14 protein-coding genes and 1 riboswitch are annotated in these 16,410 nt (G+C 45.6%); of the genes, 11 read left to right on the top strand and 3 right to left on the bottom strand.

Annotation, left to right across the window (positions count from 1 at the left end; all coding sequences use genetic code 11):
• Window positions 1–205: 205 nt before the first annotated feature.
• Window positions 206–1,435 (bottom strand): chloride channel protein, encoded by a 1,230-nt coding sequence (locus GPK58_RS02465; RefSeq protein WP_215638135.1) that lies wholly within the window; start codon window positions 1,433–1,435, stop codon window positions 206–208.
• A gap of 61 nt (window positions 1,436–1,496) precedes the next feature.
• Window positions 1,497–1,569: riboswitch (Fluoride riboswitch) on the bottom strand.
• A gap of 179 nt (window positions 1,570–1,748) precedes the next feature.
• Between GPK58_RS02465 and GPK58_RS02460 the strand changes: the two genes are divergently transcribed.
• Complete coding sequence (locus GPK58_RS02460; protein ID WP_173753955.1) at window positions 1,749–2,312, top strand: prolyl-tRNA synthetase associated domain-containing protein; 564 nt, start codon at window positions 1,749–1,751, stop codon at window positions 2,310–2,312.
• Window positions 2,313–2,315: 3 nt separating this feature from the next.
• Here the strand turns inward: GPK58_RS02460 and GPK58_RS02455 are convergent, their stop codons facing one another.
• Window positions 2,316–3,257: a glycosyltransferase family 2 protein gene (locus tag GPK58_RS02455; protein WP_215638134.1), complete on the bottom strand. Its 942-nt coding sequence runs from the start codon at window positions 3,255–3,257 to the stop codon at window positions 2,316–2,318.
• A gap of 195 nt (window positions 3,258–3,452) precedes the next feature.
• On the opposite strand from GPK58_RS02455, the gene GPK58_RS02450 reads away from it, so the two are divergent.
• The 5 genes from GPK58_RS02450 to xylB all read left to right on the top strand — a co-directional run bounded on the left by GPK58_RS02450 (window position 3,453) and on the right by xylB (window position 9,219).
• Window positions 3,453–4,427, top strand: a complete 975-nt coding sequence (locus GPK58_RS02450) for a bile acid:sodium symporter family protein (protein WP_215638133.1) — start codon at window positions 3,453–3,455, stop codon at window positions 4,425–4,427.
• Complete coding sequence (locus tag GPK58_RS02445; RefSeq protein WP_059086155.1) at window positions 4,411–5,262, top strand: AraC family transcriptional regulator; 852 nt, start codon at window positions 4,411–4,413, stop codon at window positions 5,260–5,262. The genes GPK58_RS02450 and GPK58_RS02445 overlap by 17 nt, the downstream gene beginning before the upstream one ends.
• A 112-nt stretch (window positions 5,263–5,374) precedes the next feature.
• The gene (locus GPK58_RS02440) at window positions 5,375–5,992 is read left to right on the top strand and encodes a DUF4867 family protein (protein WP_021651856.1); all 618 of its coding nucleotides are present in this window, start codon (window positions 5,375–5,377) and stop codon (window positions 5,990–5,992) included.
• Window positions 5,993–6,075: 83 nt separating this feature from the next.
• Window positions 6,076–7,560: an L-fucose/L-arabinose isomerase family protein gene (locus GPK58_RS02435; protein WP_015527462.1), complete on the top strand. Its 1,485-nt coding sequence runs from the start codon at window positions 6,076–6,078 to the stop codon at window positions 7,558–7,560.
• A gap of 198 nt (window positions 7,561–7,758) precedes the next feature.
• Window positions 7,759–9,219 (top strand): xylulokinase, encoded by a 1,461-nt coding sequence (gene xylB / locus GPK58_RS02430; protein ID WP_215638132.1) that lies wholly within the window; start codon window positions 7,759–7,761, stop codon window positions 9,217–9,219.
• Window positions 9,220–9,293: 74 nt separating this feature from the next.
• Here xylB and GPK58_RS02425 read toward each other — a convergent pair whose 3' ends face one another.
• Window positions 9,294–10,184 (bottom strand): AraC family transcriptional regulator, encoded by an 891-nt coding sequence (locus tag GPK58_RS02425; protein WP_215638131.1) that lies wholly within the window; start codon window positions 10,182–10,184, stop codon window positions 9,294–9,296.
• A 345-nt stretch (window positions 10,185–10,529) separates the two neighbouring features.
• Between GPK58_RS02425 and GPK58_RS02420 the strand changes: the two genes are divergently transcribed.
• The 5 genes from GPK58_RS02420 (at window position 10,530) to GPK58_RS02400 (ending at window position 16,282) form a co-directional block, all read left to right on the top strand.
• Window positions 10,530–11,765, top strand: a complete 1,236-nt coding sequence (locus tag GPK58_RS02420) for a galactokinase (protein WP_442860550.1) — start codon at window positions 10,530–10,532, stop codon at window positions 11,763–11,765.
• A 283-nt stretch (window positions 11,766–12,048) separates the two neighbouring features.
• On the top strand, window positions 12,049–12,513 hold the full coding sequence (locus GPK58_RS02415; protein ID WP_022426942.1) for a DUF1700 domain-containing protein: 465 nt from the start codon (window positions 12,049–12,051) through the stop codon (window positions 12,511–12,513).
• Between the two features lie 672 nt (window positions 12,514–13,185).
• Window positions 13,186–14,052 (top strand): carbohydrate ABC transporter permease, encoded by an 867-nt coding sequence (locus GPK58_RS02410; protein WP_021651864.1) that lies wholly within the window; start codon window positions 13,186–13,188, stop codon window positions 14,050–14,052.
• On the top strand, window positions 14,052–14,870 hold the full coding sequence (locus GPK58_RS02405) for a carbohydrate ABC transporter permease (protein WP_021651865.1): 819 nt from the start codon (window positions 14,052–14,054) through the stop codon (window positions 14,868–14,870). Before GPK58_RS02410 ends, GPK58_RS02405 begins: the two co-directional genes overlap by 1 nt.
• Window positions 14,871–14,959: 89 nt before the next feature.
• Window positions 14,960–16,282: an ABC transporter substrate-binding protein gene (locus GPK58_RS02400; RefSeq protein ID WP_015527452.1), complete on the top strand. Its 1,323-nt coding sequence runs from the start codon at window positions 14,960–14,962 to the stop codon at window positions 16,280–16,282.
• The last annotated feature ends 128 nt before the right edge of the window (window positions 16,283–16,410 follow it).

The raw sequence follows: 16,410 nt of genomic DNA, 5'->3' as shown, positions 1-16,410 counted from the left end.
ATTCAAAATATATAAGTATCAATAAGGAAATGAGAAAAGAGTTAAAGAAAATATATGATGATTCGGAGATAGAATCCATTAATAGCTGAAGAAAGGAATCATATGGCGAATCTGATATCCTTAGAAGTCCATTACCTTTAGGTGATGGGTAGTTCACTCGGTCACAACCGAGTCAGTCATGACCGAATAAAAAATATGTACATATCTACTCCTCAAACCTGCAAAGCGCCTTCTGCTGTGCTCCATAAATGGAGTGATTTCCATTGACCAGATAAGCGAGGATGCATACCAGGATAAGGGGGATGGTGTTTCGGGTGCCGAAGACTTCCAGGCCGATGAGGATCGGGGCGATGAGGGTGTTGGTGGCGCTGCCGAATACTGCGGCGTAGCCAAGTGCCCCACAGATCATCGGAGGAACCCCGAGGATAGAACCTAGGACGACTCCGAGGGAAGCGCCGATGGAGAACAGTGGCGTTACTTCGCCGCCCTGAAAACCGATGGCAAGTGTAAATACAGTAAACAGAAGCTTCAGAATCCAGTCATATCCGTAAATCGTTTCTCCGGCAAAGGAAGCGGAGATGAGATTGGTTCCAAGACCTGTGTAGCGTCCGCCGTGGATCACAAACAGCAGAGCTGCCAGTGGAATGGCCATGACACCGATGCGGATCAGCGGATTTGAGATTTTTTTCCCGAATAATTTCTTTGCTTTCTGAAGAAGTACGGAAAAGCATCGTCCGGCGAGACCAAAGGCAAGCCCGAGAGCAATGAGAGAGATCATGCTTCGGAGATCGGTCACAGTCCATGTGTCCTGGATATCCACAGCAAATTTTTCCAGTCCCAGGAAATGAGAGGTGAAGGAGGCTGTATATGCGGCAATAAGTGCCGGCAGCAGCGCATCGTACTCAAGATATCCGGCAACGATCACCTCCATGGCAAAAAATACAGCGGCTAACGGCGTCTGGAACAGACCGCCAAAACCGGCAGCCATACCGGTGATCAGCATGACAGGCTTATTTTCCCGGATATGCAGCCTGCGTCCTGCCTCGTGAGAGAGTGCAGCACCGATCTGCACGGCAACACCTTCACGGCCGGCACTTCCTCCGAAGAGATGAGTGATCCAGGTGCCGAGCATTACCAGAGGGACAAGGGCCAGAGGAATCTGGTCTCTTTTTTTCTGCCCGGTTTCGAAGATCAGGGACATGCCCTTTAAGCTTAAGGTGCTGAAATGATGATACATCCACACAATAAGAAGTCCGGCCAGAGGCAGGACGGGCAGCAGATATCGCCAGTGTGCGGTGCGAAGATCAGAGATCGCCAGCAGGCCCCGGCCGAAGATAGTATCTACGATCCCGACGCAGATTCCCACGACCACTGCAAGGACAGCATATTTCAGCTGCAGGATCCGATGTTCTTTTTGGATAGTTTCTTTTGTCATAGTAACTCCTTTCAATCTCCCCGTTTTGAAAAATCCATCAAAAAAAGCTGGTAACCCCGTGCATTGCACAGAAGTCATCAGCTCATTGGCGGTTTCGATAAAAATCGGGGGAGAACTTCATTCCCTTTCTGCCTGAGAGTATAGCATCCGAGGCTGATATCGTCAATAGTCAGACGGAAATCCGGAGTATCTTATTTGTTACAGGTGTGCTATGATTAAACAAATCGGCAGGTTACGGTTGAAGCAGTAAAGCGTAATGTGCTGCGACTAAGACCTGCACATATGAGAATGTAAAAATAACGGAGGAGACATCATGGAAGAACCAAGAATTGACAAAACGATCTATACAGGAAGACCGGAGAACACCGAGGGCCGTCTGGAGAAGGAAATCGCAGTGTACGATTTTCTGGACAGTCTTGGGATTGAATATAAAAGAGCAGATCATGAAGCACTGATGACCATGGAGGCCTGCGAGGCAGTGGATCAGCTTCTGGGAGCGCAGATATGTAAAAATCTTTTTCTCTGCAACCGACAGAAAACGGATTTCTATCTGCTGCTGATGCCGGGAGAGAAGCCGTTTAAAACAAAATTTCTGTCCAAACAGATCGGAACAGCCAGACTTTCCTTTGCAGACGGAGAGCAGATGGAGGAATATCTGAACATTACACCGGGGTCCTTAAGTCTGATGGGACTGATCTTTGACAGAGAAAAGAAGGTACATCTGGTGCTTGATAAAGAAGTCCTGGATGAAGAATATTTCGGATGCCATCCGTGTATCAATACTTCCACTCTGTTAATGAAGACCAGTGATGTAAAAGAAAAAATCCTGCCGGCGCTGGGCCACGAATATCAGGTGGTCGAGCTGCCGACAGAATAAAAATCAACGTATGGGTGTAAAGTCCTTTTTGTTGGATTCTGCTATGATGTAGTGGGGGCGCTGCTTGACCTCCATATAGGTTTTTGCTATGTACTGTCCCATGATACCCAGGCAGAAAAGCTGCAGGCCGCCGATGAAGATGATGACACAGATGGTGGAAGCCCAGCCTGGGACCGGATCATCAAAGATCAGCTTTCGGACTATGATGGCTACCAGGACCAGAAAGGAAAAACCGGTCATGGTCGTTCCGAACCAGGAGGCGATGGTCAGCGGTATCTGAGAGAAATTGATGATGCCGCTGACTGCGTATTTAAACAGCTTCCAGAAGTTCCACTTGGTCTCACCGGCTACGCGTTCGATATTTTTGTAGGGGAGCCAGCAGGTGCGGAAACCGATCCAGCCGAAGATTCCCTTGGAGAAGCGGTTGTACTCACTCATGGAGACGATGGCATCCACCATACTGCGCTTCATCAGACGGAAGTCTCTGGCACCGTCCACAATATCTGCATCCGAGATCTTATTGATCAGCCGATAAAATTTCCGGGCAAAAAAGCTCCGGATAGGTGGCTCTCCGTCACGGCTGACACGTCTGGTGGCAACGCTGTCATATTCTCCGGATTCCAGCTTCTCCAGCATTTCCGGGAGAAGGGATGGCGGATCCTGAAGATCAGCGTCCATTACTGCTACATAATCGCCGCCGGCATTGCAGAAGCCTGCATACATGGCAGCTTCCTTTCCGAAGTTTCTGGAAAAGGAAAGATAGATCACATGAGGATCCTTTTCGGAAAGCTCTTTTAAAATCTCAAGGGTTCTGTCTCTGGAACCGTCATTCACAAAGATCAGTTCATAATCACAATTCATTTGCCTGAGGACAGAAGTGGCTTCCGGGTAAAAAAGCGGAAGGGATTCTTCCTCATTGAAGCATGGTATAATTAAAGAAATCATTTTTGCCTCGTTTTCCAGATCATAAAAAATGATCATTTTGGCGGTTATCTGTAGTCCGCCCTGGTTTCAGGTTGCTTTTGGATGGGTACTATCATATCATATTTGTCCGGAATCGGCTATAAAACAGGGGATTTTTTTCTTGCACCGCTGTTTTTTTGTGATAAACTGTAAAAAAAGACAAACAAGAGGTGTAATATGCTGGAAAAATTTAACAGCTTTATGGAGAAATGGATGGCTTTTGTGACGCCGGCCTGTCTGCTTACAGGGGTGCTGTTTCCGGATATTGCGAAGCATGGCGTGCCCTATGTGACGTATGCTTTTGCATTTATGACCTTTATCGGTGCGCTGAAATCCAGGTTCCGTGATGTGGCAGATGTGTTTAAGCGGCCGCTTCCGCTGATCCTGATGCTGCTGATCCTTCATGTGCTGGGACCGGTGGCCGCCTGCGGTCTGGGACATCTTCTGTTCCCGGGCAATATGAATTATATCACAGGAATGGTGCTGGAATTTTCCGTACCTGCAGCGGTGATCAGTCTGATGTGGGTGTCCATTTATAATGGAAACAGTCCGCTGTCACTTTCGCTGGTTGTGATCGATACGATCCTGGCTCCCTTTCTGATCCCGGCAGTATTGAAGCTCCTGGTGGGCTCCAGCGTAAAAATGGATACTGTGGGAATGATGAAGGAGCTGGTTTTCATGATCGCTCTGCTGGCAGTCCTTGCCATGTGCCTTAATGAAGTCAGCCATGGAAAGGTTATGGAGACCTGGCCGAAAAAGCTGGCGCCTTTTTCAAAAATGTGCCTGATCTTTGTGGTAACATCCAATTCTTCCAAGGTTTCTCCTTATATGAAGCATCTTAACGGAGAACGGCTGGAGGTAGCAGCAGCGATCCTGGTCCTGGCAGCAGGGGGATATGCCATTGGCTGGATCATTGCCATTCTTACAAGGCAGAATAAAGAGGCAACGGTTTCCATGATCTATGGTTCCGGAATGCGGAACATCAGCGCCGGTGCGGTGATCGCGGGAGCGTATTTTCCGGCGGAAACATTATTTCCGGTTATGATCGGAACGTTATTTCAGCAGATCCTGGCGGCTTTTTACGGAAGTATGATGCGCCGGATCCAGACCGGACAGCAGGAAAGGGAGAAGGAGCATGGAGTTTCAGCATGAATTGATCATTCCCAATGAAGGATTTCCTTTTAAGCTTTTTCTTTTTGAAGGAAGAAACGGAAATTATGTAAGGGAAAAACACTGGCATACTTCGATCGAGATCTTTGCGGTGATGGAGGGGAGCCTTTATTTCTATATCGATGAGAACGAGTATCCTCTGAAGGCAGGGGAGTTTCTGATCATTAATTCCAATGAAGTACATTCTATTCAGGCGCCAGTACGTAATGAGACCATCGTACTGCAGATCCCGCTGAAGCAGTTTTCGGATTATTTTACCGCTCAGAGATTTATCCGTTTTCGGAGCAGAAACGAAGAGTCTGAGGAAACAGACAGGCGGATGGTTTCTCTGATCCGGGAGATGTACCGGGTGTACGTATCCGGGGAAACGGGGTACGAATTCCGTATCAGGGCAGTGTTCTATGAAGTCCTTTATCTTATGGTTTCCGCATACAGGGAAACAGAGGTGGAGGAGAATGCGCTGAAGATCAGCCGCAGATTGGATGCTTTGTCAAAAATAACCACTTATATGCGGGAGCATTACAAGGAGGATCTCAGGCTTTCCGGACTTGCAGCCATGTTCGGATATTCCGATGCATATCTGTCAAGGATGTTCCGAAAATATGCGAAGGTCAATTTTAAGACATATTTACAGGATATCCGCATGGCATACGCCTATAAGGAGCTTTTGCATACAGATCATACCATCAGCTCTATCGCACTTGACAACGGGTTTGCAAGCAGCAGGGCTTTTTCCAGGGAATTTGTAAAGCGTTACGGGATCCTGCCGGGAAGAGTGGAGCGTCAGAATCATAAAAATGTCAAAAAAGTGCTATGAATGAGTCAAGAAAAGCGGCGAAAAGCATACCATGATGTGGTATGCTTTTTTCAGTTCAAAACGAAGATGCAGAGAAGCTGTGAAAAAGTCATTTTGTAAGGAGGGTTAAATCGTGAAAATTCAGAAAGTAACAGATCCGGCTTTCCGCAGATACGGAAAGGTTCTGGAGGGATACAATTTCGGTCCGCTTCTGAAGGAGATGAAGCATACACCGGTTCCGGAGGATGTGGTATATGTTCCGTCAGCAGAGGAGCTGGAAGCTCTCGATGTGGAAAAAGAGCTGAAAAACAGAGCGTTTGGTGGATTACCTGTCCAGATCGGATATTGCAATGGTCACAATAAAAAGCTGAATGCCCTGGAATATCATCGGAATTCCGAGATCAATGTAGCAGTGACAGATCTTGTACTGCTTATCGGACATCAGCAGGATATAGAAGAGGATCTTACATACGATACCTCAAAGGTGGAGGCATTTCTGGTACCGGCAGGAACTGGGATCGAGGTTTATGCCACAACGCTCCACTATGCACCGTGTCATGTGAATGAGAGTGGATTTCAGTGTGTAGTTGTTCTTCCGAGAGGAACCAACACAGAGATTGATTTTCCGATGTCAGGAGACGGAGAGGACGGTCTGATGACAGCCAGAAATAAATGGCTTATCGCTCATGAGGATGCGAAGATTGAAGGCGCATTCAACGGATTGAAGGGTGAAAATATCACACTTGACTGATTTTGGGTGAAGTGAATAGTTACAAACGAACAATAATATCACCGGTGGAAAATCTGCCGGATATAAAAAGGAGAATGAAGATTATGAACAACATGCCAGAAGTTAAGATCGGAATCGTTGCAGTCAGCAGAGATTGTTTTCCGGAAAGCCTTTCCGTAAACAGGAGAAAAGCTCTTGTAGACGCTTACACAAAGAAATACGATGCAAAGGATATCTACGAATGTCCGGTCTGTATCGTAGAGAGTGAGATCCATATGGTCCAGGCTCTGGAGGATATCAAAAAAGCAGGCTGTAACGCACTCTGTGTATATCTTGGAAACTTCGGACCGGAGATTTCTGAGACCCTTCTTGCAAAGCATTTCGAGGGACCGAAGATGTTTATCGCAGCAGCTGAGGAAACACAGGATAATCTCTGCCAGGGACGTGGAGATGCTTACTGCGGTATGCTGAATGCAAGCTACAACCTGCAGCTTCGTAATGTAAAAGCCTATATTCCGGAGTATCCGGTAGGTGATGCAGAGGACTGCGCGGATATGATCCATGAATTCCTTCCTATCGCAAGAGCGATCGAGGGATTGAGCAACCTGAAGATCATCAGCTTCGGACCGCGTCCTACAAACTTCCTTGCCTGCAATGCACCGATCAAACAGCTTTACAACCTTGGCGTTGAGATCGAGGAGAACTCAGAGCTGGATCTTTTCGAGGCATTCAACAAGCATGAAGGTGATGAAAGGATCCCGGCAATCGTAAAAGAGATGGAAGAAGAGCTTGGTGCGGGAAACAAGAAACCTGAGATCCTTCCGAAGCTTGCACAGTACGAGCTGACTCTGAAGGACTGGGTAAGAGATCACAAAGGATATCGTAAATATGTAACACTGACAGGAAAATGCTGGCCTGCATTCCAGACACAGTTTGGATTTGTTCCATGTTATGTAAACAGTCGTCTGACAGCACAGGGCATTCCGGTATCCTGTGAGGTTGATATCTATGGTACATTAAGTGAGTTTATCGGACAGGTAGTAAGTGATGATATCGTTACACTTCTTGATATCAATAACTCCGTTCCGAAGGATATGTACAAAGAATCTATCGAAGGAAAATTCAACTATACACTTCAGGATACCTTTATGGGATTCCATTGTGGAAACACGGCATCCAGCAAGCTGTCCTTCTGTGAGATGAAATATCAGATGATCATGGCAAGATCCCTTCCAATCGAGGTTACAAATGGAACTCTTGAGGGAGATATCAAGCCTGGAGATATCACCTTCTATCGTCTGCAGAGTACAGCGGACAACAAGCTTCGTGCATATATCGCACACGGCGAGGTTCTTCCGGTTGCAACACGTTCCTTCGGTGCTATCGGTGTATTTGCAATTCCGGAGATGGGACGTTTCTACCGTCACGTGCTGATCGAGGGAGGATTCCCGCATCACGGTGCTGTAGCATTCGGACATCACGGAAAAGCTCTCTTCGAGGTGTTCAAATACATTGGTGTACCGGTTGAAGAGATCGGTTACAATCAGCCGGCAGGCGTGAGATATCCGACAGAGAATCCTTGGAGATAATTAAAACAGGCAGGTAAGATCATCCGTACGTGCTGCCTGATACAAGCAAGTCCCCACTCGCTGCTTATTGTTTTTCGTAACCTCGCAGGGGACTTTCTTGATTTGGTTAAATACGATTCAGAAACCGCGGGCTCTCAGGCGTGCAGGCGCTGCGAACTGAGAGCTGCGGTTTCTGTATTTACAGGAGGAAAAATTACTATGTATTATATTGGCGTTGATCTTGGAACTTCCGCTGTAAAGCTTCTTCTTATGGAAGGATCCGGAAAGATCTGCAACATCGTATCAAAAGAATATCCGTTGTTCTTCCCCCATCCGGGCTGGTCTGAGCAGAATCCGGAGGACTGGTTCGCCCAGAGCATGGAAGGGATCAAAGAGCTCACAGAAGGGATTGACCGCAAAGAAGTAGCAGGAATCGGTTTTGGCGGTCAGATGCACGGTCTTGTAACTCTGGATAAAGATGACAATGTGATCCGTCCGGCGATTCTCTGGAATGACGGCCGTACCGGTGAGGAGACGGAATATCTTAATACGGTTATCGGAAAAGATAAACTTTCTCAGTATACCGCAAACATTGCATTTGCAGGCTTCACTGCACCAAAGATCCTCTGGATGCAGAAGCATGAGCCTGAGAATTTCAAAAAAGTGGTAAAGATCATGCTTCCGAAGGATTATCTTGCCTATCGCCTGAGCGGATCCTTCTGCACAGATGTATCCGATGCTTCCGGTATGCTTCTTCTGGATGTGAAGAACCGCTGTTGGTCAAAGGAAATGCTTGAGATCTGCCATATCACAGAGGAACAGCTTCCGAAGCTGTACGAGAGCTGGCAGGTAGTCGGAAACCTGAAAGCGGAAGTTGCAAAAGAGCTTGGCTTCTCAGAGGATGTGAAGGTTGTAGCAGGTGCAGGCGACAATGCAGCAGCTGCTGTCGGAACAGGAACGGTTGGCGATGGCCAGTGCAACATTTCCCTTGGAACATCCGGTACGATCTTTATTTCCAGCAAAGATTTCGGAGTGGATGAAAACAATGCACTGCATTCCTTTGACCATGCAGATGGAAGCTATCATCTGATGGGATGCATGTTAAGCGCTGCTTCCTGCAACAAATGGTGGTCAGAGGAGATCCTTAAGACAAAGGATTTTTCGGCAGAGCAGGCACCGATCCAAAAGCTTGGCGAGAATCAGGTATTCTTCCTTCCATATCTGATGGGAGAGAGATCTCCGCATAACAACCCGGATGCAAGAGGCGTATTTTTCGGAATGTCCATGGATACCACGAGAGCAGATATGACACAGGCTGTTCTGGAGGGAGTTGCTTTCGGACTTCGAGATTCCCTTGAGGTTGCAAGAAGCCTCGGGATCCATATTGAGCGCACCAAGATCTGCGGCGGCGGAGCTAAGAGCCCTCTCTGGAAAAAGATCATTGCAAATGTGATGAACCTGAAGGTGGATGTGCCGGAGAATGAGGAAGGCCCGTCCATGGGCGGTGCAATGCTGGCAGCAGTAGGCTGCGGTGAATACCCGGATGTGGAAACGATCTGTAATAAGCTGGTCAGGGTAGTAGATACGGTAGAACCGGAACCGGAGCTGGTTGCAAAATATGAAGAAAAATACCGGAAATTCCGCAAATTGTATCCGGCAATGAAAGAGTTGTTCAGATAACAGCCATTTTCACGGATAAATATTGTTCTGCTTCATAGGTATGGAGCACTGAACGGTTAAAGATCAGGAGCATGTCACAGCTCCTGATTTTTTCTGTACTGTCTTGGTGTACAGCCCTTGATTTTCGTAAAGACCTTTGTGTAATAATTAGAGTCCGAAAAACCGGACAGTAGTCCTGATTCCGTAATAGAACAGGAAGGATTTTCCAGATATTCCAGGCTGCGTTCAATGCGGTATTCCTGGATGTATCCGAAGAGAGTGATATTCATACATTTTTTGAAAAGCCGGCTGCATTCGCTGGGACTTAAGTGGATCAGGTCTGCAACATCATTCAGGAGGATCTTTTCAGAGTAGTGTTCTGCGATATAGGACATGATCTGACGGATGCGGCGGTAGTTTTCTTCATCCTGACCGGATGGAAGAGTTGTCCGGGAGATCGTATTTTCATACAAGATTTTCCAGAAGTGCTGCAGTCTGGCGATGATCTCAAATTCATACATGGGTTTCCGGCTACTGTCCAGGTCGATGATGTCACGGATATCTTTTATGGCCTCGGAATGCCATTTACAGGATAGATCAAGCGGTACGGCGGACAGGGAAAAGCTTCGGAGGATCGGTTCTGTATATTTCTGGAAAAGAAGGCTTCCCGAAAATCCGTAGATCAGTTTGGGGTCAAAGGTTATGGGGATATACTGACAGTCCTGATCCTGATACATATATCCGGCATGAAGGGCATTGGCATTGCCAAAGATTGCCTGTCCCTCTTTCAGGTGAAAGGTATTCTGATTGATCTTGTAGAGCATTTCGCCCTTTTCGATATAGGTAAGCTCGATCTCCGGATGCCAGTGCCACAGAAAGGAACCGGTCTCATAGCCGGAAAGCCGCTCGTAGCTTACCAGGAATGGGAAGGAGCTGTCTCCGTGTTTTTTCAGTTCTTTTCCGGCGGGATCTGTGATGATCTGCATGGTGTTACCTCCTTCCTTCTGTGCGCGGATTCTGAAGTGTATATCTGCTTTTCATAGTGGAATTTATTTTATCAGAAAAGGCAGAAAATGCAAAGGGATATTCCGGGATCACCACAAAATAATACGGTTTTTACACAAAATTGTTATGGACAGAAAAGACGGGACTGTTATAATAAAAGTACATGAAGCGTTACTATTCACTGGTGATATTCTGCGCATTGCGAAGCGTGTTGCTGAGAACGGAGTGAACAGTAACCATGAAGCGTGACAGAGCGGAAGATTTTTTCAGGTTCTTCCGGATCTGGGGTGTAAACTATATAACAGGAGGAAGAAAAAATGGGAACAATTAAAATTCCGACAGCAGAAGTGCTGAAAAAAATCTATGGCGAGACAGAGGAGAGCAGCGCCCGTTATACCAATCTTGCTGTGAATTTCGAGAAGAAATATCATCATGACAAGGCAGAGTTTTTTACTGCTCCGGGCCGTACGGAGATCATTGGCAACCATGTTGATCATAACGGCGGTCAGATCATTGCGGCAAGTATTGATCTGGATACCATCGGTGCTGCTTATCCAAACGGAACCAATGTGATCCATATGATCAGTGAGGGTTACAAACAGGAAGTAGTTGTTGATCTTGACAAGCTCAGCACAGAAACCTATACAAAAGGTACAGATGCTCTTGTTGCAGGTATTATGGAGTATATGCAGAAAAAAGGCTATGCTACCGGTGGATTTGACGCTTATGTTTCCACCAAGGTTATTGCCGCTGCAGGTGTAAGCTCCTCTGCTTCCTTTGAGATGCTTGTATGTGCGATCACCAATTATTTCTTTAATGAAGGTAAGCTGGAGTATGGCGAGTATGCGAGAGCAGGTCAGTATGCTGAGAATGTTTACTGGAAAAAGGCTTCCGGTCTGATGGACCAGATGGCTTGTGCTGCCGGCGGACCGATCCTTCTGGATTTCTCTGATAAAGAGAATATCAGCTGTGAGAAGATCGCATTTTCCTTTGAGGATATGGGCTGCAGACTTGTGATCGTAAATACCGGTAAGGGCCATGCAGATCTCAGTGAGGAATATTCTTCTATTCCTATGGAGATGCGTGAGGCTGCGAAGGCTATGGGCGTAGAGCTTCTCTGTGAGTCCAGTATGGAGAATCTTCTGGCACATGTGAAGGATATTCCGAATGACCGTGCTGTTCTTCGTGCGATGCATTTTTATGAAGAGAACAGACGTGTTGCAGATGCTGTGAAGGCTGTTGAGAATAAAGACGGTGAGGGATTCCTGCGCCTTCTTGAAGAGTCCGGTAATTCTTCCTGGGAGTGGCTGCAGAACTGTTATTCTCTGCAGAATTGCAAGGAGCAGAAGATTACGTTGAGTCTGGCGCTTACCAAGCTGTTTCTGAATAAGATCGGTGCTGGTATCTGCAGAGTTCATGGTGGTGGTTTTGCAGGAGTTATCATGTGCGTGCTTCCGATCGAGAACGCAGATGCGTATGTGGACTATATGGCTCAGTATGTTGGAAGGGAAAATGTCTATCCGATGAATATCAGGAGTACAGGGGCTGTTCATGTTGAGTGATTTTTGATGGCATAACGAACGTCATGGAGGGCGATTCGTTTCCGAATGCGGCTTTGGCGGCATCCGGAAATGAACCGCCCTTTGCGCTGTACTATGATTTTTTATTTTTTAATCAAAATTTTATGATTTGTTTCTGATTTAAATTTATGGGTTATGGTATAATGAGAAAAATTTTAAGAGAGTAATAAAAAAGAATTTGCAGAAGTTTTCAAGGTGAGGTTTCTGGAGTTGTTTTGAGTTTTGTTTTTTTCATTATATTTCATAAGAAAGGTTTGACATATTTATGAGCAGAAGAGAGTTTCTTGAGGTTTTACGGGGGCAGCTGTCCGGACAGATGACCCAGGGGAGAGCTGCGGCTCATGTGCGGTATTATGAGGATTACATTCAGTCTCAGGTCCGGAACGGCCGAAGCGAATCAGATGTTCTGGCAGAACTGGGGGATCCCAGGCTGATCGCCAAGACTTTGATCGATACAGATGACAGTGCAGCTGTTTATGATGAGTCCGGTTATTCTGAAGAGAGCTACGGTGCAGATGATTATGCGGATAATGGGACGGAGAGCAGTGCCGGAAAGGCAAGAAGCTTTAAACTGGATCTGAGCACATGGTATGGGAAGGCGATCGTGATCGCCATTGCAGCGTTAATTGTGATACTTTTAACAACTGTTTTGGTGGCAGTTGCTCCATTTTTGATAATTTTTGGTATAGTTTTGTATTTAATATCCTGGTACAGGAAGAAAAAAGTGTAATTGTTCCACAACAGCTGTGAGTTAAAGACAATTTCCGTGTAATGAAATGGATTGCTTGTGAAAAAAGTATTTATAAGATTTGCATAAAAAATATGTGTTTGGTCTTGATTTATAGTGGATTTTACTGTATAATCTGGATTAACAAGTTGAGATTGTGTCTGTTTTGTATAAAAACAGATGATGCCATTGAGAAGAGAGAACGGCAGAAGATATGCATCGAAGGATGCGTTATTTTCTGCCGATTTTTTTATCTATTTTTTTATGGAAGGTGATCAGAATGGATTGCCTTATTGAGGTACGGTAAATTGTATAAAATAGATAAAAAAATAATTGTTATTAAATGATAATTGTATAAAATAAATAAAGAAATATTGAAAAATAGAGAAATGGCTGTTGATTATATGCAAGAAATATGTTATCATTTGGTAAAAAGCTGGTAAAGATAACAAACGCGCAAATACAAAGGAGGGTAGTGAGAGGGCATTTTTGACAGCAGAACGTAAATGAGAGTTTTGCTTAATGTATTGGGGTAATTGCTGGAAGATATAACGGAAATGTTTTTCAGCAGAATGTGTAATGAGCAACATGATCAGCACTGTCAGGGGGACAGAGATATCGTGATGATGCAACTGATCGGTAGTACGTAAATTTATGAAAAGCAGGTGATATACAATGAAAAGTAAAAAATCTTTTTTCAGGACAGTGGAGCCTTATCTCTATCTGGTTCCTGTAATGATCCTTTTTATACTGTTTGTATTCTGGCCGTTCGTTAAGACGATCCAGCTGAGCTTTGCCAGAACCACACCTCTTGGTCAGGTGGCACAGTATGTAGGACTTGACAACTATACGAATATTTTTACAGATGGAACGTTCCTTAACAGTTTGGTGACAACACTGAAATTCTCTGTTATGCGAGTTATCCTTTCTATTATGATCGGTTTTATACTGGCGATCATCAGTACAGAGAAGATCAGGGCAAAGGGATTTTTCCGTACTGTATATGCACTTCCGATGGCTATTTCCGCAGCAGCGGCATCTGTAGTGTTCATGTTTATTTTCCACAGCTCTCTGGGTATCCTGAACAGGGCGCTCGGAACTCATATCGGATGGCTGACAGATAAGAAATATGCACTGATCGCAGTTACGATCGTTAGTGTATGGATGGCGATCGGTATGAATTTCATTTACCTTACTGCAGCGATCCAGAGTGTACCGGCTGAGCTTTATGAGAGCGTTGCCCTGGATGGAGCGAATTTCTTCCAGAAGCACCGTCATGTAACGATTCCGTCAATCTCTCCGACACTGTTCTTCCTTCTCATCATCAATGTCATCAACTCCGTACAGGCATACGCAGAGTTCAAGATGATGACCCAGGGCGGACCGGCAGAGAGTACCAACGTTATCGTGTATGAGATTTACCAGGAGGCATTTATCAACAGCCGTTTCGGTGTGGCCTGTTCAGAATCCGTAATTCTGTTTGTTATTTTGATCATCCTGACTGCACTGCAGTTTAGACTGGAAAAGAAGGTGACCTACTGATGAAAGAAAAACCATATGTAAAAGTGGCGATGTATGCGCTGAATATTATTTTTGCAATTATTATTATTGTTCCTGTTATCTACTGTTTCAATGTTAGTATGATGGATCTGAAGGAGATCTATGGCGGAAAGTTCTGGCCGTCCCATCTGACTATCGAGAACTACACAAGAGCATTTCAGCTTGCACCGTTCTTTACCTTCATTAAGAACTCACTGATCGTATCCGGTGTTATCACATTTGCTCAGGTCGTTACAGGTGCTCTTGCAGCATATGCTTTTGCAATGATGGAGTTCAAAGGCAAAAAGGTCCTGTTCTATATTATGCTGGCAACCATGATGATCCCGAGCCAGGCGATCATCATCGCAAACTACCTGACTATTGCTGACTGGGGTATCCGTAATACATACGCAGCGCTGATCCTTCCTAATGCAGCAGCAGCTTTTGCGGTATTCAACATGCGTCAGGCATTCCTGACACTGCCGAAGGAGATCCATGAGGCGGCAGAGATTGACGGATGTACAAATTTCAAGTTCTTATATACCATCGGTGTTCCGCTTATCAAACCATCACTGGGTGCTCTGATCATCTATGTATTCCTTCAGAGCTGGAACTACTATCTGTGGCCACTGCTTGTAACAGACAGTGTAAATATGAGAACGGTTCAGATCGGTCTTGGTATGCTTCAGGGGGCTGAGGCAACAGACTTCCGACCGGTTATGGCTGGCGCTATGGTTATCCTGATTCCGTCGATCCTTGTATTTATCATTGGTCAGAAGCAGATGATCAGTGGTCTGACAGCAGGTGCTGTTAAGGGTTGATCCAATCACATAAGAGCAAGTAGCAAAAATGTTAATTTGTCCGACCTGTATTGGGGCGGGTCGGACCATTATAAAAGGAGGGTTTCTATATGAACAACAAAAAATGGATGGCGATTCTTTTAGGAGGAATCATGGCTGCATCTCTGGCAGCTCCGTGCTCAGTAAGTGCAGCTGAGAAAACAACACTTACATTCTGGCATGCAATGGGCGGCACAAACGGTGAGGTGCTTCAGCAGATCGTGGATGATTTCAACGCATCCCAGGATGAGATTGAGATTAAAGCTGAGTATCAGGGAACCTATGATGATACCATCACAAAACTGAAAGCTGCTATGCAGAGTGACTCCGGTCTTCCGGATGTCTGCCAGATGTATGACGTAGGAACAAAGTTCATGTATGACAGTGGTGCTGTCATTCCTGTAGAAGACAAATTTGAGAGCACAGGCTATGATAAGAGCTCTGTTATGGAGGTTATCAGCAGCTACTATACCGTAGACGGCAAGCAGTATGCAATGCCATTTAACGTATCCACACCTATGCTGTATTACAACAAAGACGTATTTGAGGCAGCAGGACTTGATCCTGAAACTCCGCCAACAACTTATGATGAGGTTCTTGAGGATGCCAAGAAGATCGTAGAGAGCGGAGCAGCTCCGGTTGGTTATTCACAGGCTATTTACGGATGGTTCTTTGAGCAGCAGCTTGCAGGACTTGGTGTAACATACGGAAACAATGACAATGGACGTAAAGAGGCAGTTACAGCTGTTGATTTTGATTCCAACGGCGGCGGCCTGAAAGTATTTGATATGTGGAAAAAGCTGTATGATTCCGGATATTTCGAAGATTACGGAACAACAACAGCAGATACTCAGACAGCATTCTTCTCCGGACAGGTTGGCATGATCATCGAGTCTACTGCTATCCTGAAAAATGCAGTTGATTCTTCTCCGTTCGAAGTTGGTACAGGATATCTTCCGAGAATCGAGCAGAATGATGAAGGCGGCGTTATCATCGGTGGTGGATCCCTGTGGCTTACAGATACAGGCAACGAAGCTAACGAAGATGCAGCATGGAAATTCATTGAGTACATCACAACTCCTGATGTACAGGCTAAATGGTCCATGGGTACAGGATACTTTGCAATCAACGAGAAAGCTTATGAGACAGAGGATATGAAGGCTTACCTCAAAGAAAACCCGAACTTCGAGACAGCTATCAACCAGCTGAAGGATTCTCCTGTAAACTGCAATACAGCAGGTGTTCTCTCAGGTGTACAGACAGAAGCCCGTCTTACATTCAACGAGATCATGCCGCAGGTATATGATGGCAAGCTCACAACTCAGGACGCTGTTGATCAGCTTGCAGCTTCTGTAAACAAAGCGATCGAGAACTATAACGAGTCTATTAAATAATCAGAATGCCCTCTGATCAGTAGATAGAGCAACAGATAGGGATACCGCCGCCGGGCGCCGGTATCCCTGCTGTTTTACATGCTGTGAGACTACAGATCATGTATATCCGGGGTATAGGATCATATGAA

Source organism: Blautia sp. MCC270 (genome assembly GCF_018785605.1).
GTDB lineage: Bacteria > Bacillota > Clostridia > Lachnospirales > Lachnospiraceae > Blautia_A > Blautia_A fusiformis.
This window is presented reverse-complemented; position numbering and strand designations above follow the sequence as displayed.

Coding starts and splice junctions, on each gene's coding strand:
- GPK58_RS02465 (WP_215638135.1), bottom strand. CDS start 1,435: ATGACAAAAGAAACTATCCAAAAAGAACATCGGATCCTGCAGCTGAAA.
- GPK58_RS02460 (WP_173753955.1), top strand. CDS start 1,749: ATGGAAGAACCAAGAATTGACAAAACGATCTATACAGGAAGACCGGAG.
- GPK58_RS02455 (WP_215638134.1), bottom strand. CDS start 3,257: ATGATTTCTTTAATTATACCATGCTTCAATGAGGAAGAATCCCTTCCG.
- GPK58_RS02450 (WP_215638133.1), top strand. CDS start 3,453: ATGCTGGAAAAATTTAACAGCTTTATGGAGAAATGGATGGCTTTTGTG.
- GPK58_RS02445 (WP_059086155.1), top strand. CDS start 4,411: ATGGAGTTTCAGCATGAATTGATCATTCCCAATGAAGGATTTCCTTTT.
- GPK58_RS02435 (WP_015527462.1), top strand. CDS start 6,076: ATGAACAACATGCCAGAAGTTAAGATCGGAATCGTTGCAGTCAGCAGA.
- xylB (WP_215638132.1), top strand. CDS start 7,759: ATGTATTATATTGGCGTTGATCTTGGAACTTCCGCTGTAAAGCTTCTT.
- GPK58_RS02425 (WP_215638131.1), bottom strand. CDS start 10,184: ATGCAGATCATCACAGATCCCGCCGGAAAAGAACTGAAAAAACACGGA.
- GPK58_RS02415 (WP_022426942.1), top strand. CDS start 12,049: ATGAGCAGAAGAGAGTTTCTTGAGGTTTTACGGGGGCAGCTGTCCGGA.
- GPK58_RS02410 (WP_021651864.1), top strand. CDS start 13,186: ATGAAAAGTAAAAAATCTTTTTTCAGGACAGTGGAGCCTTATCTCTAT.
- GPK58_RS02405 (WP_021651865.1), top strand. CDS start 14,052: ATGAAAGAAAAACCATATGTAAAAGTGGCGATGTATGCGCTGAATATT.
- GPK58_RS02400 (WP_015527452.1), top strand. CDS start 14,960: ATGAACAACAAAAAATGGATGGCGATTCTTTTAGGAGGAATCATGGCT.